This is a genomic window from Streptomyces sp. NPDC001744 (assembly GCF_042892575.1).
Lineage (GTDB): Bacteria > Actinomycetota > Actinomycetes > Streptomycetales > Streptomycetaceae > Streptomyces.
The window spans coordinates 126,662-145,462 of sequence record NZ_JBIAUG010000005.1; the positions used below are offsets into that span (position 1 = coordinate 126,662).

The 18,801-nt window shown below is 72.5% G+C and carries 20 protein-coding genes; 2 read left to right on the forward strand and 18 right to left on the reverse strand.

What is annotated here, in order from left to right:
- Nucleotide 1: 1 nt before the first annotated feature.
- The 13 genes from ACFYZY_RS08525 to ACFYZY_RS08585 form a co-directional block, all read right to left on the reverse strand.
- Nucleotides 2-1,474, reverse strand: a complete 1,473-nt coding sequence (locus ACFYZY_RS08525) for an MFS transporter (protein WP_388690912.1) — start codon at nucleotides 1,472-1,474, stop codon at nucleotides 2-4.
- A complete protein-coding gene (locus tag ACFYZY_RS08530; RefSeq protein WP_388690915.1) occupies nucleotides 1,471-2,199 on the reverse strand; it encodes an AAA family ATPase in 729 nt (242 codons plus the stop codon). The genes ACFYZY_RS08525 and ACFYZY_RS08530 overlap by 4 nt, the downstream gene beginning before the upstream one ends.
- Nucleotides 2,200-2,415: 216 nt before the next feature.
- Entirely contained in the window at nucleotides 2,416-3,459 is a 1,044-nt protein-coding gene (locus ACFYZY_RS08535; protein ID WP_388690917.1) for an AvrD family protein, read from the reverse strand.
- Nucleotides 3,460-3,462: 3 nt separating this feature from the next.
- On the reverse strand, nucleotides 3,463-3,744 hold the full coding sequence (locus tag ACFYZY_RS08540) for an acyl carrier protein (RefSeq protein ID WP_388690920.1): 282 nt from the start codon (nucleotides 3,742-3,744) through the stop codon (nucleotides 3,463-3,465).
- Nucleotides 3,738-4,466: an SDR family NAD(P)-dependent oxidoreductase gene (locus ACFYZY_RS08545; protein WP_388690921.1), complete on the reverse strand. Its 729-nt coding sequence runs from the start codon at nucleotides 4,464-4,466 to the stop codon at nucleotides 3,738-3,740. Before ACFYZY_RS08545 ends, ACFYZY_RS08540 begins: the two co-directional genes overlap by 7 nt.
- Nucleotides 4,463-5,812 carry a class I adenylate-forming enzyme family protein gene (locus ACFYZY_RS08550; RefSeq protein ID WP_388690925.1) on the reverse strand — a complete coding sequence of 450 codons (1,350 nt, stop codon included), beginning with the start codon at nucleotides 5,810-5,812 and terminating at the stop codon, nucleotides 4,463-4,465. Before ACFYZY_RS08550 ends, ACFYZY_RS08545 begins: the two co-directional genes overlap by 4 nt.
- Nucleotides 5,809-6,570, reverse strand: coding sequence for an HAD family hydrolase (locus ACFYZY_RS08555; RefSeq protein ID WP_388690928.1), 762 nt, complete (start codon nucleotides 6,568-6,570; stop codon nucleotides 5,809-5,811). The genes ACFYZY_RS08550 and ACFYZY_RS08555 overlap by 4 nt, the downstream gene beginning before the upstream one ends.
- Nucleotides 6,571-6,733: 163 nt before the next feature.
- Nucleotides 6,734-8,197 carry an MFS transporter gene (locus tag ACFYZY_RS08560; RefSeq protein ID WP_388690931.1) on the reverse strand — a complete coding sequence of 488 codons (1,464 nt, stop codon included), beginning with the start codon at nucleotides 8,195-8,197 and terminating at the stop codon, nucleotides 6,734-6,736.
- A gap of 40 nt (nucleotides 8,198-8,237) precedes the next feature.
- Entirely contained in the window at nucleotides 8,238-9,032 is a 795-nt protein-coding gene (locus ACFYZY_RS08565; protein ID WP_388690934.1) for an AAA family ATPase, read from the reverse strand.
- A gap of 80 nt (nucleotides 9,033-9,112) precedes the next feature.
- A complete protein-coding gene (locus ACFYZY_RS08570) occupies nucleotides 9,113-9,760 on the reverse strand; it encodes an AAA family ATPase (RefSeq protein ID WP_388690937.1) in 648 nt (215 codons plus the stop codon).
- A complete protein-coding gene (locus ACFYZY_RS08575; RefSeq protein WP_388690939.1) occupies nucleotides 9,757-9,930 on the reverse strand; it encodes a hypothetical protein in 174 nt (57 codons plus the stop codon). Before ACFYZY_RS08575 ends, ACFYZY_RS08570 begins: the two co-directional genes overlap by 4 nt.
- 1 nt (nucleotide 9,931) lies before the next feature.
- Nucleotides 9,932-10,792 carry an MBL fold metallo-hydrolase gene (locus ACFYZY_RS08580; protein WP_388690942.1) on the reverse strand — a complete coding sequence of 287 codons (861 nt, stop codon included), beginning with the start codon at nucleotides 10,790-10,792 and terminating at the stop codon, nucleotides 9,932-9,934.
- Nucleotides 10,793-11,167: 375 nt separating this feature from the next.
- Nucleotides 11,168-12,163: a helix-turn-helix domain-containing protein gene (locus ACFYZY_RS08585; RefSeq protein WP_388690945.1), complete on the reverse strand. Its 996-nt coding sequence runs from the start codon at nucleotides 12,161-12,163 to the stop codon at nucleotides 11,168-11,170.
- A 211-nt stretch (nucleotides 12,164-12,374) separates the two neighbouring features.
- Between ACFYZY_RS08585 and ACFYZY_RS08590 the strand changes: the two genes are divergently transcribed.
- Nucleotides 12,375-13,469, forward strand: a complete 1,095-nt coding sequence (locus ACFYZY_RS08590; protein WP_388690947.1) for a TetR family transcriptional regulator — start codon at nucleotides 12,375-12,377, stop codon at nucleotides 13,467-13,469.
- A gap of 126 nt (nucleotides 13,470-13,595) precedes the next feature.
- Here the strand turns inward: ACFYZY_RS08590 and ACFYZY_RS08595 are convergent, their stop codons facing one another.
- Nucleotides 13,596-14,246, reverse strand: a complete 651-nt coding sequence (locus ACFYZY_RS08595) for a ScbR family autoregulator-binding transcription factor (protein ID WP_388690950.1) — start codon at nucleotides 14,244-14,246, stop codon at nucleotides 13,596-13,598.
- A 487-nt stretch (nucleotides 14,247-14,733) separates the two neighbouring features.
- Between ACFYZY_RS08595 and ACFYZY_RS08600 the strand changes: the two genes are divergently transcribed.
- Nucleotides 14,734-15,750, forward strand: a complete 1,017-nt coding sequence (locus tag ACFYZY_RS08600) for a ScbA/BarX family gamma-butyrolactone biosynthesis protein (protein WP_388690953.1) — start codon at nucleotides 14,734-14,736, stop codon at nucleotides 15,748-15,750.
- A 413-nt stretch (nucleotides 15,751-16,163) separates the two neighbouring features.
- Here the strand turns inward: ACFYZY_RS08600 and ACFYZY_RS08605 are convergent, their stop codons facing one another.
- The 4 genes from ACFYZY_RS08605 to ACFYZY_RS08620 are packed head-to-tail and all read right to left on the reverse strand — an operon-like array spanning nucleotide 16,164 to nucleotide 18,778.
- Nucleotides 16,164-16,511, reverse strand: a complete 348-nt coding sequence (locus tag ACFYZY_RS08605; RefSeq protein WP_388690956.1) for a winged helix-turn-helix domain-containing protein — start codon at nucleotides 16,509-16,511, stop codon at nucleotides 16,164-16,166.
- Nucleotides 16,508-16,969, reverse strand: a complete 462-nt coding sequence (locus tag ACFYZY_RS08610) for a hypothetical protein (protein ID WP_388690959.1) — start codon at nucleotides 16,967-16,969, stop codon at nucleotides 16,508-16,510. Before ACFYZY_RS08610 ends, ACFYZY_RS08605 begins: the two co-directional genes overlap by 4 nt.
- A 58-nt stretch (nucleotides 16,970-17,027) precedes the next feature.
- A complete protein-coding gene (locus ACFYZY_RS08615) occupies nucleotides 17,028-17,789 on the reverse strand; it encodes an ABC transporter permease (protein ID WP_388690961.1) in 762 nt (253 codons plus the stop codon).
- Entirely contained in the window at nucleotides 17,786-18,778 is a 993-nt protein-coding gene (locus tag ACFYZY_RS08620) for an ABC transporter ATP-binding protein (RefSeq protein ID WP_388690964.1), read from the reverse strand. The genes ACFYZY_RS08615 and ACFYZY_RS08620 overlap by 4 nt, the downstream gene beginning before the upstream one ends.
- Between the last annotated feature and the right edge of the window lie 23 nt (nucleotides 18,779-18,801).

Consider the following 18,801-nt stretch of genomic DNA (forward strand, 5'->3'; position numbering starts at 1 on the left):
GTCATGCCTTTCCGGTGGTCTGGGGAACGGGGGCCGCGGCGGGCGCGGCGGGGGCGGCGGGCGCCGCCGGGCGGGGCAGCGAGCGGGCGGCCGCGGCCGCCACCAGCACCAGGACGAGCCCGGTGCCCGCGACCCAGCGCAGCGCCTCGGCGTGGGCGGCGGGCCCGGTCCGGCCGTCGAGGACGGCGAAGAAGACGGAGCCGATCAGCGCGACGCCGACCGCGCTCGCGAACTGCTGGGCGGTGGTGAGCACGCCGGCGGCGGAGCCGGCCTGGCCGGGCCGTACGCCGGACAGCACGGCGCCGGTCAGCGCGGGGACGGCGAGTCCGTTGCCGAACCCGATGAGCACCATCGGCGGCAGCAGCCGGGCGAGGCCCGGCTCGCCGGGCAGGGCGAGGAGTTCGGCGAGGAGGGCGAGCAGCCCGGTCGCGGCGACGGCGATCCCGGCCAGCACGGTGCGGGTGCCCTTGCCGGGCGGGACGCGCCGGGCGGCCATGGAGGCGGCGGAGAACGCCAGGCCGAGCGGCGCGAAGGCGAGGCCGGCGCCGAGCGGGGAGAGCCCGAGGCCGGACTGGAGCACCAGGGTGAGCGCGAACAGGAAGCTGAAGAAGGCGCCGAAGACGGCCCCGCTGACCACCAGGCCCCGGCGGAAGGAGGCGGCGGAGAACAGCGACAGGTCGAGCAGCGGGGAGCCGCCGCGCCGCCCGAGCCGACGCTCCCACGCGAACGTCCCGGCCAGGACGGGCACGGCGGCGGCCAGGCAGATCCAGGACCACGCGTGCCACCCGCCGGTCCCGCCGGTCATCAGCGGGACGAGGGCCAGCGCGAGGCCGGCCGGGACCCCGAGGGCGCCGACCGGGTCGAGGCCGGTGCCCGACCGCACCTTCGGCGGGCCCGGCACGACGAGGCGGGCGAGGAGGAGGGTCAGCAGCCCGGCCGGCACGTTGACCAGGAAGACGAGGCGCCAGCCGGGTCCGGTGGAACCCGCCTCCAGGAGCGCGCCGCCGAGCACCTGCCCGGCGACGGCGCCGATCCCGACGGTGACCCCGAACCAGGCCAGCGCGCGCGGGCGTTCGTCCGGCCCGAACACGCCGGTGATCAGCGCGAGCACCTGCGGCACCATGGCGGCCCCGGCCAGGCCCTGGAGCAGCCGGGCGGCGACCAGCTGCCCGGGGGTCTGGGCCAGGCCGCACAGCAGCGAGGCCGCGGTGAAGGCGAGCGTCCCGCCGAGGAACATCACGCGGTTGCCGTGGAGGTCGCCGAGCCGGCCGCCGGTGATCAGGCCGCCGGCGTAGGTGAAGGCGTAACCGGCGACGACGAGTTCGAGGGCGACCGGCCCGGCGCCGAGCTGGTCCCTCAGGGTGGGGGCGGCGACGTTGACGACGTAGAGGTCGAACTGGGCCATGAACAGGGCGGCCAGGACGACGGGGAGCATCAGCCAGCGGCGCTCGTGCGCCGCCGTGCCGCCGTTCACCGGGTCCTCGCCGCGACCAGCGAGGCGGTGCTCTGCGTCCGGTCGCGCTCCAGCCGCCAGTCGATGGCGGCGTACTCCTCGGCGGCCAGCGCGAGGGCCTCCTCGGCGGAGCGGACGGGGGCGAGTCCGTACAGCACGGCGATGGTCCGCAGCCGCTCGGCCCGGTCCGGTTCCGCCACGACGTGGTGGGCGAGGCCGAGGCCCTCCAGGGTCCGCAGCAGCATGTCGTCGCAGAACGCGCGGAAGGCGGGATGCATCCTCCGGTGCCCCTCGGGCTTTCCGGCGGCGCCCGGCGGGGCCACCAGGTGCACGAAGCCGTCGTACGTCTCCCGCACGTGCTGCCGGAAGGCGTGTCCGAGCTGGTCGACGGCGTCCGCGAAGAACTCCATGGCGGCGGAGCGCGGGGGGACCGGGGCGGGGGCGGCCGGGTCCATCCCGAACCGGACGCGGGCGGCGGCGTAGATCCACTCCTGGAGCGAGGACCCGTCGGAGATCAGCCGGTCGCCGAGCCGTGCCTCGTTCCACACCCGCCCGGCGTGCCGCCGGACCGCGAGCTGGAGGTACTCGGCGGGGGTCACCTCGGCGAGCGCCCGGCCCGGCACCGCGTCGGGCAGGATCTCGCGGACGGAGCGGGCGGGCGCGAAGGGGATGCCGGTGTAGTGGGAGAGCGCGATGGCCGTGGAGGTCTTCCCCGCGGCGTAGGTCCCGGAGACGGCGAGACGCATCTGCTGGTGCTCCTTGGTCGGTGGGTGTACGGGGGTACGGGTCGTTCCACGGGAGTACGCGAGGGGGCGCCCGGCCCGGCCCGGGAACACGGCGCGCGGCGCGCGGCGCGTCCCGGGCACGGGGGGCGTCGGGCCCGGCGAGGGGGAGGCGCCGGACTCCGGTACGGGGGGCTCCGGTACGGGGGCTCCGGCGGGGCCGGGGCCCCGGAGCCCGGGTCAGACCGCCCTGGCGGCGGCCTCCGGCGGGAGCTCGTGGGCGAAGGAGCAGCGCAGGCCGATCCCGGCCAGGCCCGCCTCGATCTCGACGCTGCGCCAGATGCCCCCGCGCAGTGGCAGCAGCCGCTTGGAGAGCAGCCGGGCCGTGGCCCGCCCCGGCTCCGAGGGGTCGGTCGGCAGCGGCGGGACGGTGTCCGCCGCGGTCAGCACCGTCTGCATCATCCACAGCGTGTTGCTGTTCGCCCGGTCGATCCGGTCCAGCTCGTACATCAGCACCTGGACGAGCTGGAGGTTGACCACGAACGCGTCCACCGGCGACACCGCGGGCCCGGTGGCCGCGTCCACGCCGAGGGCCACCCCGCCGGCGGGCCGGTCGTCCCGGAAGTGCACGTCCGCCCCGGCGGTCAGCTCCTCCATGTCGACCTCGACGTTGCCGATGACGTGCCGGCGCCGCTTGAACCCCTCGCCGTAGAAACGGAACCGGCCGTCGCCGAGGCCCTCGTCGAGGCTGTCGAAGCGGCCCTCGCCGGTGGCCCGCTCGCCCGCGTCGTGCTCGATCTCGCAGCGCACCCGCAGGGAGCCCACCGCGCCGTCGTGGACGGAGAGGAACCGGCCGGCGGCGCCCGGCACCTCCTCGGTGCGCACCAGGCGCGAGGAGGCCGGGATCCCCAGCAGCTCCTCCTGCGGCGCGCCGCCCGCCCGCAGCACGACCGCGCGCAGCCGCATGGTGGAGCGGGCCGCGCCCCGCAGGCCGTACGCGTGGACGAGGTGCAGTTCGGCGAGCTGGACGCCGAGGACGAGCGCGTCCACGGTGCTCAGGTGCGGACGCAGGTCCGTGCCGTCCTTCTTGCGGGACCAGTCGGCGGGGTAGCCGACGTCCACGGTGGCCCGGACGCCGGGCCGTTCGGTGCCGAGGGGGGTGGCGACGACGTCCCGGACCAGGTAGGTGGCCCGCTGGTACCCGCGGGAGAAGAACCGGCCCTCACCCGGACCCAGGTAGTCGTCGATCGACTTCAGGGTCAGTGCGGAAGTGGCGACGGACACGGCTCACGCACCCACCGTCGCACCGGTCGCCGCCCGCTCCAGCGCGGCCTCGTAGGCCCCGACCAGCTCGCGCAGCGTGCGGACCTCGGTGATGGAGAGCTGCTCGCCGAACGGGTCCACGCCCAGCTCGGTCTCCAGCTGTATCAGCAGCTGCGCCAGCATCAGGGAGTTGACGCCGGACTTGAGCAGCTCGTCGTCCAGCGACAGCTCCTCCTGGTCCGAGCTCAGCACCACGGACTGGATCTCGCGCTCGATGATCTCCTTGACGTTCTGGTCGTTCAGCATGTGATTCCTCCGTCGATGACCAATGACTGACCGGTGATGAAACGTGCCTGCGGGGAGGCCAGGAAGAGCACCGCGTCCGCGATCTCCTCCGCCGTGCCGAGCCGCCCCAGGGGGGTGCGGTGCTGGATCTTCTCTCGGTTGCGATCGGTGACGTCCGAGGTGAGTTCGCTGTCGAAGAAGCCGGGGGTGACGGTGTTGACCCGGATGCCGACCGGCCCCAGTTCCCTGGCGAGGGCGCGGCCGAACCCCTCCAGGCCGGCCTTGGCCGCCGCGTACACCCCGACGCCGCGGTAGCCCCGGACGGCGTTGATGGACGAGATGTTCACGACCGATCCGCCGTCGCGCATCATCAGCCGCACGCACGCCTGGGTCAGGTGGACGGGCGCCGTCAGGTTGGCGGCCAGCAGGTCGTCGATCCTGCGGGGGGCGATCGTCGCGAAGAGCTCCTGGTGGAGCACGCCCGCGTTGTTGACGAGCAGGCCGAGCGAGCCGAACCGTTCCTTCACGGTCTTGACGAACTGCCGGAGCGCCGGGGTGTCGTGGAGGTCGACCGACTCCCACAGGAAGTCCTCCGGGCGCTCCCGCGCCGTCGCCTCCGTGAACCCGTTGGGCTTGCGGCTGAACGTCGCCACCCGCCAGCCCTCGGCCAGCAGCCGCTCCACCAGCACCCGGCCCAGTCCGCGGCTGCCGCCGCTGACCACCGCGACGCGGGTCCCGCTCACGCCGCGACCCTGATCTTCTTGAAGCGGTCCGAGTGCGTGTCCGTCTCGGTGACGTCCACCACGACCGGCACCTTGAACGCCTCCAGGCGCCGCGCGCAGTGCTCGCGCACCCGGCGCGCGGTGACCCGCGGGTCCTCGCAGGGGCCGGTGAGCTTGACGACCGCCTTGACGACCTGGCCGGTGACGTGGCTCGGGCGGCCCGAGACGACGGCGTCGGCGACGTAGTCGAGTTCCAGGAGCACGTTCTCGACCTCGTTGGGGTAGACCTTCTCCCCCGCGACGTTGATCAGCTCGGACGTTCGGCCCAGGATGCGGACGTACTCGCCGTCCGTCTCCACCGCGTCCTGCGTGTTGAAGTAGCCCTCCTCGTCGAAGGGCGCCGGGGCGTTGAGGTAGCCGAGCATCGCCATGTCGGAGCGGATCCACAGGGTGCCGTCGACGATCCGGTACGAGAACCCCTCGCCGCCCAGCTTCACCCACAGGCTGCCGTCGTCGCGGGACTTGGTGGGCATGATGCCGAGTTCGGAGAGTCCGTAGGTCTGCTTCAGGCGGACGCCGGGCAGCGCCTTGGCCAGCCGGGTCAGGGTGCCCTCGGGCATCGGCTCGGTGCCGTAGGTGATCAGCTTCAGCGAATCGAGGTCGTACCGCTCGTAGGCCCGGGATATCAGCAGCATGTTCAGGAACGTCGGCGTGGTCGGCAGGATCTGGATGCGGCTCCGCTCGATCTCCGCGCAGACGGTCTCGGGGGTGCGCTCCCCGACGGTGACGAGGGCGCCGCCCTGGCTGAGGGTGTGCAGCAGGGTGTTGATGCCGCCGATGTGGTCCAGGCTGAGGAAGCCCAGGGTGCGGGCGGGCCGGGTCGGCGGGCCGTACTTGGCGAGCACCTTGGAGAAGTCCAGGACGCTGGCCTTGCTGCGGCCGGTGGTGCCGGAGCTGAAGAGCACCAGGCCGGGCACGCCGTCGGCGCGGAGCCGGCCGTAGAGCTCGTGACCGGCCTCGCGGCCGGTGGTCTCGACGCCGCGCCGCCAGTGCGTGGAGTCGATCGAGATGACCGTCTCGACCTCGGCGACCTCCAGGAACTCGGTGCGCTTGGCCTGCGGCAGGGGGGTCAGCGGGACGACGATCGCGCCGCGTCCGATGAGCGCGAGCAGCCCCGCGCACGCCTCGACGCTGCTGATGCCCTCGATCGCGACGACCCGGCCGGGCCGGATGTCGTGGCGGTCGAGGAACCGCTCCCAGTCGCCGGTGAGCCGCACGAGTTCGGCGTAACTGTGGGTGACGCCTTCGAAGACGATGGCGTCGGCGTCGCCGAAGCTCCGCATCCGGTCGAAGAACCAGGAAGTCATACGCTTTCCACCTCTTTCACCTCGTTCGTCACGGCCGCCGGGAAGCCGGTCGGGCCGGTGTGCCACAGCGGCAGGTCGAGCGCCGGCGGGACCGGCGCGGCGGGCAGCAGGGACCACCCGTTGATGCGTGCGTGGGTGCGCAGGACCTTGTCGCCGCCGACGACCACCGCGGTGCCCGCGGCCCGGAGCATCGGCAGGTCGGAGACGTGGTCCCCGTACGCGATGCAGCGCTCGGGCGTGGTGCCGTGCGCGGCGGCGACGTTCCGGAGCGTCTCGGCCTTGAGGGCGGAGAGCATCGGGGGGCGGTACAGGTTGCCGGTGTAGCGGCCCCAGACGATCTCCGGCTCGGTGCACCAGACCTCGTCGGCGCCGAGGTGGTCGGCTATGGGGTCGAGGACGGCGGGGAAGGAGCCGGAGACGAGGACGATCCGGGTCCCGTCCTGCTGGTGGCGGCGCAGGGCCGCGACGCCGTGTTCGTGGAAGAAGCCGCCGGCGCGCAGTTCCTCGCGGAACCAGTCCTCGGCGAGGATGTTGACCTCGGCGGACCGGGCGCCCTCCAGGTTGGCGAAGTAGGCGCGGTTGGTGGCCTCGCGGGGGCAGCCGATCTCGTTCATCGCCTTCAGCTCGCGGCGGCGGCCGACGTACTCGTGGGGCGGGTGCCCCCGCGCGGAGAGGTAGTGGCGCAGGAAGCGGAACATGCTCGGGACGGTGGTGAGTGTGCCGTCCACGTCGAAGAATGCGGTGCTGTGGCCGTTCAACTGCGTCCTCCAACCTTTCCGGGCGGGGTCGGGCCGGGGGCCCCGGCGGGGCCGGGGCCCCTGGCCTCGGTGGGAGTGGCCCTGCGCACCGTGCCCCTCCCCCCGCGGGGGTCTGTGGAGGGAGGGGCCGTGCGACGGGCGTCCGGCGCGAGGGGGAGTCGCGTCAGACGCCTTCGGTGACGGCCGGGGCCGGTTCGGCGGTCACCGGGCTCGCGTCACCGGCGGCGATCCGCGTCGCGGCCGGCTTCTTCAGGCCGAGCGTCGCGAGGAAGGTCAGCGCGATGCCGGCGGCGGTGGCCCAGGTCGCGACGAGGATGCCGTCGGTGAGCCGGGCGGGGTCGGTGGTGTCGCCTCCGGCGGCGGTGGCCGCGACGGCGATCAGGACGGCGAGGCCGACGGCGCCGCCGATCTGCTGGCCGGTGGTGGCGATGCCGGAGGCGATGCCCTGCTCCTCGTCGGCGACGCCGGTGGTGGCGGCGGCGAACATGGCCGTGAAGATGACGCCCTGGCCGAGCGAGAGGACGATCAGCGGGGCGGCGATGACGGCGTACGAGGAGTTCTGCGTCAGGGTCAGCGCGAGGGCGACGGTGCCCACCAGGCCGACGGTGAGGGCGAGCAGCAGGGTCTTGCGGGCGCCGTAGGCGTTCATCAGCTTCCCGGCGGCGACGGTTCCGATCAGGACGCAGCCGGAGGGGAGCAGGAAGGCGAAGCCGGTGGCCCAGGCGCTGTAGCCCTGGACGACCTGCCAGTACTGGGTGAGGAAGTAGGCGTAGGCGCCGAACGTCGCCATGAAGAGGAAGGTGACCGACGTGCCGACCGTGACGTTGCGGTTGGCGAAGAGGCGCAGCGGCATCATCGGCGCGCGCGTCCTGGACTCGATGCCGAGGAAGAGGGCGAAGAGCGCCAGGGAGCCGATCAGGCTGCCGACGGTGGTGAGCGAACCCCAGCCCGCCTCGGGCCCGTTGACCAGGGTGAAGACCAGGAGGGTGGAGGCGACGGTGCCGGTGACGGCGCCGGGCAGGTCGAAGCCGCGGGTGCTGGCCTTCGCGGTCTTCGGCAGGGCGCCGATGCCGTAGGTCATGGCCGCGCCGGCGGCGATGACGTTGACCCACATGACCGCCTGCCAGCCGAACCAGTCGGTGAGCAGGCCGCCGAGGATGGCGCCGAGGACCATGCCGAAGCCGCCGGCACCGCCCCAGACCGCCAGGGCGCGGTTGCGCTCGGTGCCCTCCGCGAAGAGGGTCGTGACCAGGGACAGGGTGGCCGGCGCCAGGAACGCGCCGCCGAGGCCCTGGACCACCCGGGCCGCCACGAGCAGCCAGGACTCGGTGGCGAGACCGCCGAGGACCGAGGAGGCCGCGTAGAGGAAGAGGCCGAAGAGGAACATGTTCTTCCGGCCGAAGAGGTCCGTGGCCCGGCCGCCCAGCAGCAGGAAGCCGCCGAAGGCGACGGAGTAGGCGGAGATCACCCACTGGAGGTTCTGGGCGGAGAATCCGAGGTCGCTGCCGATGTCGGGCAGTGCCACGAACATGATGTTGTAGTCGATCGCGATGATCATCTGGGCGAAGGCCAGGAGGCCGAGGATCGCTCCCAGACGACGCGGCTTGGCCTGCACGCTCGTGGGCACGCCGGTTTCCTTCCGGTCGGGTACGGGTGGGGGGGGTGGATCAGTAGCGGAAGGCGTAGGCGAGGCGGCGTCCGAAGGACTTCCGTCGCTGCGCCTCCATGTAGGCGAGGTTCGCCTGGAGGTCCTCGATGTCGGCGGCGACGCGTCGCTCCGCCTCTTCGATGGCCTCGGGGATCGGGACGACGACCGGCAGGCCGAAGATCTCGACGATCTTCTCGATCCGCTCGGGGATCGGGCCGCCGACGACGCGGTAGGGGATCTTGATCTCTTCCAGGGCCTCGACGAGCAGGTCGTCGGAGAGCCGGCGGAAGGGCTCGGACACCGGGCGGTGGCCGTCGGCGTCCATGTCGAACTCCACCGGCAGGTGCACGTAGGCGTCGTACGAACGCTTGGCGCGGTCCTTCTGTATCTCGCCGAGGGTGTCCGTGTACTTCTGGTAGAAGCGCTTGGACGTCACGCCCATGGCCTTCTTGACGCCCTGGAACCACCACGGCATGCCCGGGTTGATGCCGACCCGCATGCGGGCCTCGAAGTACACCCACTCGTGGAAGACGCCGCCGTCGGATATGAAGGCCCCGGTGCCGGACTCGTTGGCCAGGCGCTCCTCGTAGCGGCGCAGTCCCAGCTTGACGAGCTCCATGGCGTTGAGTTCCATCACCGTCTTGCCCGGGACGAGGTCCACGAGCAGTTCGCGGGAGGTCTTGGCGTGCGTGCGCGGTATGCCGGTCGCGATCGAGAGCGCTTCCGTGGTGGTCGACTTACCGGACGAGTACGTACCGGATATCGCCAGCTTGAGATCGGGCTTGTCGCTCCACTGGGGAACATCGAGCTTCATTTTCTCGTGCCTTTCTCTGGTGGCGCTTCGAGTGCTTCGAGTGCTTCGAGTCTTTCGAGGTGAGTGGAACGGAGCCGTGACTACTTTCCCTGTACGGCGTCGAGCGCCTTGTCGATGTCGACGACGGCGGGCAGGCCGGTGATGTCGAGGATCTTCTGGAGACGCTCGGCGGGCGTGCCGGTGATCGCGTGGACGGGAAGTCCGGTGTCCGCGAGGGCGGGCAGCAGGACCTCGTCGGAGAGGGTGCGGAAGATGTCGTTGATCGGCGGGTTCTGCTCCGACATCGGGAATTCGATCGGCAGGTGGAAGAACGCGTCGTACGCCGTCCTGGCGTGCCGCACGGCCAGCCTGCCGATGTTGTCCGCGACGTCCTCGTAGGCGGCGGTGACCTCGTCGCGGAAGCGGCTGTCCACGGGGGCCCCGGTGCCCGGGGTCGGGCCCGTGACCAGGCGGAGCTTGGCGAAGATCCACTCGTGGACGATCGAGCCGTCGCTGATGAAGCCGGCGGGGTGGGCGGCCTCGTTGAGGGTGCGCTCGGCGTAGCGCTTGACCGTGAGCTGGAGGAGCTCCCCGGGGGTCCAGTTCCAGATGTGCTTCCCCTCGCCGCCGATGGGCTCGCGCATGGCGGTCCCCTGCGTGTAGGGAAGTCCGGTCGCCTCGGAAAGGGCCTTGGCGAGGAGCGTCTTCCCGGAGCCGTAGGCGCCGACGATTGCGATTCTCTGAGTCATGCCGAAATCATTTCAGCGGACCCGCCGATGTCCCAGCCCTTATTGGTGGTGCCGTTGCGGCACCTATTGCCGCCGACAACAGGACGCACAGAAAAGCGAACATACGGAGGCCCGGCCTCGGGAATATCGAGGCCGGGTAAAAATAAAGAAAAACCGATTGCGGACGTCATGTCATGCGCGGAGTTCTTCCAGCGGTTCCCAGCGGGCGGTTCCGGATGTCTCGGACAGCCGTCCGAAGACGACGTCGGAGAAGTGGTTGGCGAAGGCGAGGGTGCCGGGCGCGGCCAGCTCCGCGAGCATCGCCCGCCGGGTGGCGACGCCCTGCTCGGGCAGGGCGTCCATGGAGACCTTCCACTCCGGCCGGGCGAGCTGCGCCGGGGTGTGGAAGACGTCGCCGAAGGCGATGAGCCGGCCCTCGTCCGTGTCGAGCACGTACGAGGTGTGACCGGCCGTGTGGCCGGGGGTCACCCGGGCCGTCACCCCGGGGAAGACCTCCTCGCCGTCGGTGAGCACCCGGACCCGGGGCGAACCGTCCACCGGCTGCGGCCAGTTCGCCCACTCGGGGGCGGAGGCGGCGAACACGGCCGAGGTGAAGGGGGACGCGGCGTCCTGGCCGGGACGGAAGGCCCAGCCGAAGTGGTCGTCGTGCAGATGGCTGAACGCGATCAGCTCGATGCCGTCCGCCCGCACGCCGGCGCTCTCCAGCGCCGCGGGCAGCTTCCCGCCGACGAGCACGCCGAGGGCGGGGTGGGTGTGCGCGGCGGGGATGTCGTGGGGACCGAAACCGGCGTCCACCAGCATGGCCCGGTCGCGGTACTGGATGAGCAGGGCGCCGATGGAGGCGGCGAGACAGCCCTCGGGGTCCAGCAGTCCGGCGTTCTCCCCGGCCCAGTCGGCGGCCGTGGTCTCCGGCAGCCAGCGGCGCGGGTCGAGCTGCACGAAACCGTCGGGGAGCCAGGTGACCGTGTGGTCCCCCAGCTTCAGCGAACGGACCGTGCGGGCCGGGGTGTTCCACGGGGTGGCCATCGCCATGGCGGACGACTCCTCTGTCGGGCTGGTGGTGCTCGGGCGGGTGGTACGGGGAACGGGGGACGGCGCTCGGGCCGGAGGCGCTCGCCCATGGGGCACGGACCGGCGTTCCCGGGTTCGGGAGTTCGCCGTTCGGGAGGGTCCGGCTACCTCGCGGTGGCGGGCCGTTCGGGCAGGGACCGACCGGACGGGAGCCGACCGGACGGGAGCCGTTCGGGTATGGACCGGCCGGACGGGAGCCGTTCAGCCAGGAGCCGTTCGGACAGGGACCGACCGGACAGGGGCCGACCGGACGGGAGCCGTTCGGACAGGAGCCGTTCGGACAGGGACCGACCGGCCAAGGGCCGACCGGACAGGAGCAGTTCAGGCAGGAGCCGTTCAGACATGAGCCGGCCGGACGGAAGCCGGACGGACGGGGATCGTCCGGACGGGAGCCGACCGGACAGGAGCCGGCTGGACAGGAGCCGACGGGACGGAAGGCGATCGGACGGGAACCGGCTGGACGGGAGCCGACGGGACGGGAGCCGATCGGGCAGGGGCCGACGGGACGGGGGCAGGGCCAACAGGGGCCTGGGACGCCCACAGTTCGGTCAGTTCCGCAGTGTCGTACTGCGGGGTCAGTAAGATCACCTGCACCCCTGGGCGGCCTCCCACGCACATCGAGACCCGGGTGAACTCCAGCTCCCCCAGGTCCGGGTGGCGCACCGACTGGGTCTCCCCGCCGCTCTCGGCGACCAGGTGCCGGGCCCACAGCGAGGCGAACACCGGGCTGCGCTCGGCGAGTCCGCGCACCAGCGCGGCCAGCCGGGCGTCGGTGAGCATGTCCCCGCTCTGCACCCGGAAGGCCGCCACCGCGGCGGCGGCGTCCCGTTCCCAGTCCGGCAGCCGTTCGCGCGCGGCCGGGTCCAGGAAGAGCGCCTCCAGGTAGTTCGGCCGCTCGCCGGCCAGGCCCAGCAGCCGGGTGGCGGAGGAGTTGGCGACCATCACGTCCCAGTAGGGATTGAGGACGTAGGCGGGGTTGGGAAGGAACCCGTCCACGATCCTGAGGAGCAGCGGGAGTTCGTCGTCCGCGCAGGACTGCGGGCGCCCCGCGCCCGCGTACCCGGCGAGCCGCAGGGCGTACTGCTGCTGGGCCTCGTCGAGCCGGAGCACGCCGGCGATGGCGCCGAGGATCTCCGGGGAGACGTTCTTGGCACGGCCCTGCTCGATCCAGGCGTACCAGGACACCCCGATGCCGGCCAGCATCGCGACCTCCTCGCGGCGCAGTCCGGGTACCCGGCGGGCGGCTCCGCCGGGCAGTCCGACCTGCTGCGGGGTGACCTCGGCGCGGCGCTCCGCAAGGAAGTTGCCGAGTTCGGCCAGCTTGGGGTCCACGCATCTCCGGGGCCGCGCGACAGCGGCGGAGGGCACCGGTCCGTTACGAGTCATCGTGCATCTCCTCCTCACTCCAGCAGAAGCGTAGAGAACGCTCGCTCTTTTTTCTACATCATAGAGAGTACTCTCTTTGTTTTTCTGGGATGCTCCTTACACATGAGGACCACGGCCGGGGGGCCGGAAGGACGCCGACCACCGTGAAGGGCCACGCATGACGAACTACGGTCGATCAGCAACGAAGCAGGAGCGGGGCGGACGCACGCGCGCGCTCCTCATCCAGGCAGCGGGCCAGGAGTTCGCGCTCCGCGGGTACGCGGGCACCTCCCTGACCCGGATCAGTCGGGCCGCCATGGCCACCATCGGCGCCCTGACCTTCCACTTCCCCGCGAAGAACGAGCTGGCGGAGGCGGTGTGCGAGCGCGGCTGCGCCCTGACCCGGGCCGCCGTCGCGCGGGAGGTCCGCGAGGCCCGCTCCCCCGCCGAGGGGATCGCGGGGATCACGGAGGTGCTCGCCGTCCTCCTGGAGGAGGAGGACGTGGTGCGGGCGGCGGCGCGGCTCTCCCGCGAGCTGCCGGTGGAGCACGACTGGCGCGACTCCTGGGCGCCGGCCGTGCACTCGCTGCTCTCCGCCGCCCACCGCGACGGCGAACTGCGCGAGGAGGACCTGGAGACCGTCGGGGTGTTCGTCGCCTGCGTCGTGTCCGACCTGGAGGTGTCGGCCCTGCGCGCGCACCGGCCCCCGTCCGGGAGCGGGAACCCCGGCGGCGCCCCGGAGGCGGACCGGGGGAACGACGGCCGCGCGGGCGGCGGCACGGACGGGACCGGCCGGGGCGGCGACGCGCCCGCGGGCGCCCCGCGTCCGGGCGCCGGGCTCCCGGGCATCGGGCTTCCCGGCGTGGACGGCGCGTGGAGCGTGCGGGGCCGGCTGGCCAGGGTGTGGGAGGTGGTCTGGTCGGGAATCCCGGGGCGGCACGGCCACCCCCGGCCGGACGCGCCGGGGCCGGGATGCCACGGCCGGACCCCGCCGGAGGGCGCCGGACCGGGACGGCACGGCCGCTCCCAGCCGGATCCGTACGGGCCGGGACGGCACGGCGACTCCCCCCCGGATCCGTACGGACCGGGACGGCACGGCGACTCCCCCCCGGAGGCTCCCGGGCCGGGGCGGCGCGGCCGGAACCTGCCGGAGGCTCCGGGGCCGGAATCCGGGCCGGGGCCGGGATCCCGGCCCGGTCCGGGCCCCGCGAGGCGCGCGCCGGAGGGCGCCCTGTTCCCCGGCGGACGCGACGGCGGACCCGCCATGGCCTGAAATCCACCGTCGAACACCCCGGGATCGCTCACGTTCCACCAACTCTACCCACGCTCAAGGGAGTTGACGTACGGGATGCGAGCGGTGCCGCCCGGGGCCGGTGTCCACGACCCCGGGCGGGCCCGGTCAGGAGCTCTTCGCGGAACTCTTCCGGCGGGTCTCGACGACTTCGCGGCCGCGCAGGTCGAGGCGCTCGATCACCTCGGGCGTGGCGACGGAGGGCAGCAGGTAGCGCCAGAGCGCGGCGATGCGCTCCATCAGGTCCTCCCGGCCCGTGGTGATGTTCGACATCAGCTGGGTGCCGGTGTAGGCGCCGACGAGGATCTCGGCGAACTCCGTCGTGTCCACCCCCGGCAGCAGCTCGCCCCGGCGCTCGGCGGCCTCCAGCTGACCCCGGAACATCTCCGCCCACAGCTGGTACGGGGCGGCGTCCCGCATGCCGAAGTCGCCCTGCTCGACGGCCAGCCGGACGCCGGCGCGGAAGAGCACGTTGGTGCGCATCTGGTGGGCGACCTCGAGGTTGATGTCGAAGAGCCGCTGCAGCCCGTCCTCGCCCTCGGGGAACGTCAGGTCGGACGCCTGCTCGCTCATGACCGTCTGCGCGATCTCCTCCTTGGACGCGAAGTGGAAGTACATCGCGCCCATGGTCGTCTCCGCGCGGCGCATGATCTTGTTCATGCTGGCCCCGGAGAAACCGCTCTCGTCGAACACCTCGGCGGCAGCCCGGATGATCTTCTCTCGGGTCAGGATGGCGCGGGTTTGCCTTGGCTGCGGCACGATCACTCCAACTACCACTGGGTCGACTGTCTGACGGCCCCCCGTCCAAAAAAAGCGAACACCCGCTATGTTATGCGAAGGGGTCGCCCGAGGCCCGTCTGACGATCAACGCATCCTCCGGCAGTCAGATCAAGCCACTCTCGGGTTTCGATCGTTCCCCCCTCGACAAACAAAACGAGCACTCTCTACTTTAATCCCGAGCAGCCAGCCACGAGGGGCTCCCGGAACCCGCCCCCCGTCCTGTCCGGCACCACGCCTGTGCGACGGCCGCGCACCACGAACTGCGGCCGCCCCGCACATGCTCCAGCACCCGGAACAGCACACGCACCGCGCCAGCTTCTGTACTGGATTTGTACCCGCGTCCGCACCTGCCGTCCGCACCCGTGCTCGAACCCGGCCGCCCTCGCGGCTTCCGGGCCCCGTCCCGTCCTTCCCGAGCGCGTCCGTGCCCACGCCTGTGCCACCACACATCTTCCAGGGGGATCACATGGAGATCGAGTACGCCCAGCACGCGTCCAGCACCGCCCTCCGCGCCGCGTTCGGCGGGCCGGCCGAGCCGCCGGCCACCGTCACCACCACCGTTCCGCGCGAGTACGTCCACAAGGCCGCCCTCGCCGAGGTACTGCTGACGGGCTGGTACCGCACCGGCGAGGACGCCTTCACGGTCACCGCCCAGTGGCCCCGCGCGCACAGCGTCCTCCGGTCCCGGCACGGCGTCCACGACCCCATGCTGTTCGCCGAGACGGTGCGCCAGGTCTTCCCCCTGCTCTCCCACGCCGCCTACACCGTGCCGTTCGGGCACCACCTCATCTGGGAGCACTTCAGCTACGCCGTCGACCCCGTCGCCGGGGGGCTGCGCGCGGGCCTGCGGCCCGCCGAGATCACCCTCGACATCGCCTGCCACGACATCGTGCGGCGGCGCGGCGGGCTGTCCGCCCTCTCCCTGCGCGTGGAGGCCCACCGCGACGGGTTCCGCCTGGGCAGCGCGGAGACGCGTTTCACCAGCCACTCCCCGGCCGTCTACAACCGGCTGCGCGGGGCGTACGCGGACAAGGAGGCCGCCCTGGCGGCGGCCGTCCCCGTCCCGCCGCCCATCCCCGCCCACCGGGTCGGCCACAAGCTGCGCGAGAACGTGGTGCTCGCCGCCACCCGCACCCCGCGCCGCTGGCAGCTGCGGGTGGACACCTACCACCCGGTGCTCTTCGACCACCCCGTCGACCACGTCCCGGGCGCGGTGCTCCTGGAGGCGGCCCGCCAGGCCGCCCACGTGGTCGCCGGCCCGGTGCCGACCGTCGCCACGGCCATGGAGACCCGCTTCACGCGCTTCGCCGAACTCGACTCCCCCTGCTGGGTGGACGCCGAACCGGAGGCGGACACCGGCCGGGTGCGCGTGACGGTCCACCAGAACGGCCAGGAGCTCTTCACCGCGTCCGTGACCACCACCCGCCTGACGGCGGACGCCCCCCTGGTGTCGGCCACCCGCCCCGCGTACGCCCGCTCCTGACCCGAACGCCCCACCCCGGTGGGCCCGCCCCGGCGACCGCCCGGCCGGGCCCACCGCCGGGAACACCCCGGCCGAGCGGCCCCCACCCCACCCCGCCCCACCGGACGGAGGGCATGAAAAACCCCAGGTCACGGCGAGTGAGTCCTGGGGTAATTCCGAGCCGCCTTCGGGATTCGAACCCGAGACCTACGCATGACGCGTCCGAAGGCATCCGTGCCGCGTGGTGCAGCACCATGCCCGCTCGCGGCGTTTCGCCTGATCAGAGCGCGTACACCGGGCTGTCCCGCGGTGCCTCACGCCGCCCCGCCCACATGCGTCGTGGGTTCCTTCCGGCGGTGGCGCGTCGGTCGGCGGGCGGCCCGTGCGGAGCGGTTCCGGTCCGGCTCCGGTCACGGCCGCCCCTCCCGTCACGGCTACCCCTCTGGTTCGAGCGCCGGTTCCGGATCCGGTTCCGGTTCTCGTTCCGGCTGCCACGCGGCGATGTCCCGGAGGGCGGCCAGGTGCCGGGTGAAGGCCTCGCGGCCCGTCGCCGTGAGGGAGAGCCAGGTGCGCGCCCGCTTGCCGACGAAGGCCTTGCGGACCTTGACGTACCCGGCCTGTTCCAGGAGCGTGAGCTGCTTGGAGAGCGCCGAGTCCGTGACCTCGATGGCGTCGCGCAGCGTGCGGAAATCGGCCTCGTCGACCGGGGAGAGCGCGGCGGCGATGGAGAACCGCACCGGTGCGTGGATCACGGTGTCCAGGGACTTGCGGGGGTGCGTCATGTGCCGGCCCCGGGGGTGCGGGCGGCCCTGCGGCCGAGGGCGCCGATCACGAAGAACGGCAGGCCGCACAGGACGGCCGCGGGCACCCACCAGAGCGCCTCTCCGGAGAAGAACGCGGTGCCGAGCGTGACGGTGAGGGAGTAGACCGCCGCGCCCGCCGTCGTGGTGAGGGCGTACAGGGTGCGGTGGTGGCGGGGCAGGACCGGCCGGGTAGCCGTGTGGATCACCAGGCCGAAGAAGGGGACCAGCAGGAGGACCGGGACGGCCGCCGGGGCGGAGGGCTCGATGAACAGCCCGTAGGCGGCCGTCATCAGCGTCATCGCCAGGCCCAGGAGGAACACCAGTGGCCCGGGGCGCCGGTTCCCTCCCCGCATCCGGGAGGCCACCGCGTCCGCGGAGGCGAGGGCCTCCCTCGCCTCGCGCGCTCCGCCCGCTCCGCCGGCTTGTTCCTCGTGCATGTCGCTCTCAGCGCCTTTCATCGGGACGTCGGAAGGTGTGGGTCGCACGACCGTGCCCTCACGCGGTCTCGCCCTGGTCCCATTTGAAGGTGCGTACGGCGAGGAACACCGCCACCGCGGTGGTGGCTGCGACGACGAGGACGGACAGCCAGACGGGGTGGGCCGGTTCGCCCTGCGACATCTGCGTGAGCATGAGGTCGGCGAAGAAGGACGTGGGCAGCAGGCCCAGGGTGGTGCGGACGGCGTCGGGCATGAGTTCCAGCGGGAAGGCCAGGCCGCTGAGGAACAGGGCGGCCAGCTGTACGAGCGTGCCCACGTTGGTGGCGGCGTCCGGGGAGGCCAGCCGGCCGCCGATCAGGTACCCGATGCCCCCGAACATGGCGAGGCCGAGCAGGGCGATGGCGAACAGCGCGGGAAGCCTTGACAGTTCCACCTTGCCGAGGGCGACCGCCAGCGCGAGCAGCACCGCCGCCTGCACGGTGACCATGAGCACCCTGGCGATCATGTGCGTGAAGACGAGGCGGGCCCGCCCGACGGGGGTGGTGCCCAGCAGCCGGAGGGTTCCCTTGGTGCGCAACCCGGCCAGGGGTCCGGCGGTGACGGTCAGGGCCGCGCTGGTCACGGCGAGGAAGATCGCCATGGGGAAGACGAGTTGCAGGAAGTCCGGGGCGCCGGAGTCCTTCGGCATGGCGAAGCCGAGGCCGAGGAAGATGGCCAGCATCCCGAAGGGGAAGAACAGGGCGAAGTAGAAGTACTTCGCGTCGCGTACGAGTTCGCGGGCGTGCATGAGGGTCAGCTCGCGCGAGGCCGTGGACATCATGCCATCACCGCTTTCGGCTCCGAGGGCTGCTCGTCGCCGCCCGCTTCGTGGAAGGAGACACCCGTCAGGAGGCGGAAGACCGCTTCCAGTCCGGCCTCCTTGATCTGGATGCGACGGGCTCCGAGCGGGCCGGCGAGCAGGCCGAACGCCGCGTCGGAGTCGCCGGTCCGCACGATGACCCGCGTGTCGCCGCCGGAGTCGTGGCTCTCGATGCCCGACACCCCGGGCGCGGTGCGCAGGGGGGTGAGGTCGGTGCCGACCGGGACGGTGAAGTGCACCTCGCGTTCGGGTGCGTGGGTGGCGATCAGTTCCTGCGGGGTTCCGCGGGCGGCGACCCGGCCCTTGTGGAGCACGGCGACCCGGTCGCAGAGGGTCTCGGCCTCCTCCATGGAGTGCGTGGAGAGCAGGACGGTGCCGCCGGCCGCGCGGTGTGCGCGTACGGCGTCCCACAGTTCCTGCCGGGCGTTGGGGTCCATGCCGGTCGACGGCTCGTCGAGCACCAGCAGCCGGGGGCGGGAGATCAGCGCCGTGCCGACGAGGAGGCGCTGGCGCTGGCCGCCGGAGAGCTTCGAGATCCGGACGTCGCGCGAGGCCGTCAGGCCCATCCGCTCGATGATGGCGTCGGGGGTCTCGGGGTCGGGGTAGAGGGAGGCCCAGACGCGCAACAGCTCCGCCACCGTCTGCTGCTCGAACACGGCGGCGTGCTGCGGCTGGATCGCCACCTGTCGGCGGATCTCGTCCCGCTCCGCGACGGGGTCGTGGCCCAGGACCCGGACGGTTCCGCCGGTGGGCCGGCGCAGGCCCACGAGGGTCTCGATGGTGGTGGTCTTGCCGGCTCCGTTCGGACCGAGCAGACCGAAGATCTCCCCCGACCGCACCGAGAGGTCGATGCCGGCCAGGGCGACCACGTCCCCGTGGGGGCCCGGGTACCGCCTGGTGACGTTCTCCAGCAGGATCACCGCGTCCTGCGACGGGCTTCGTTCAGCCATTCCGCATCTGCCTCTCATCGGAT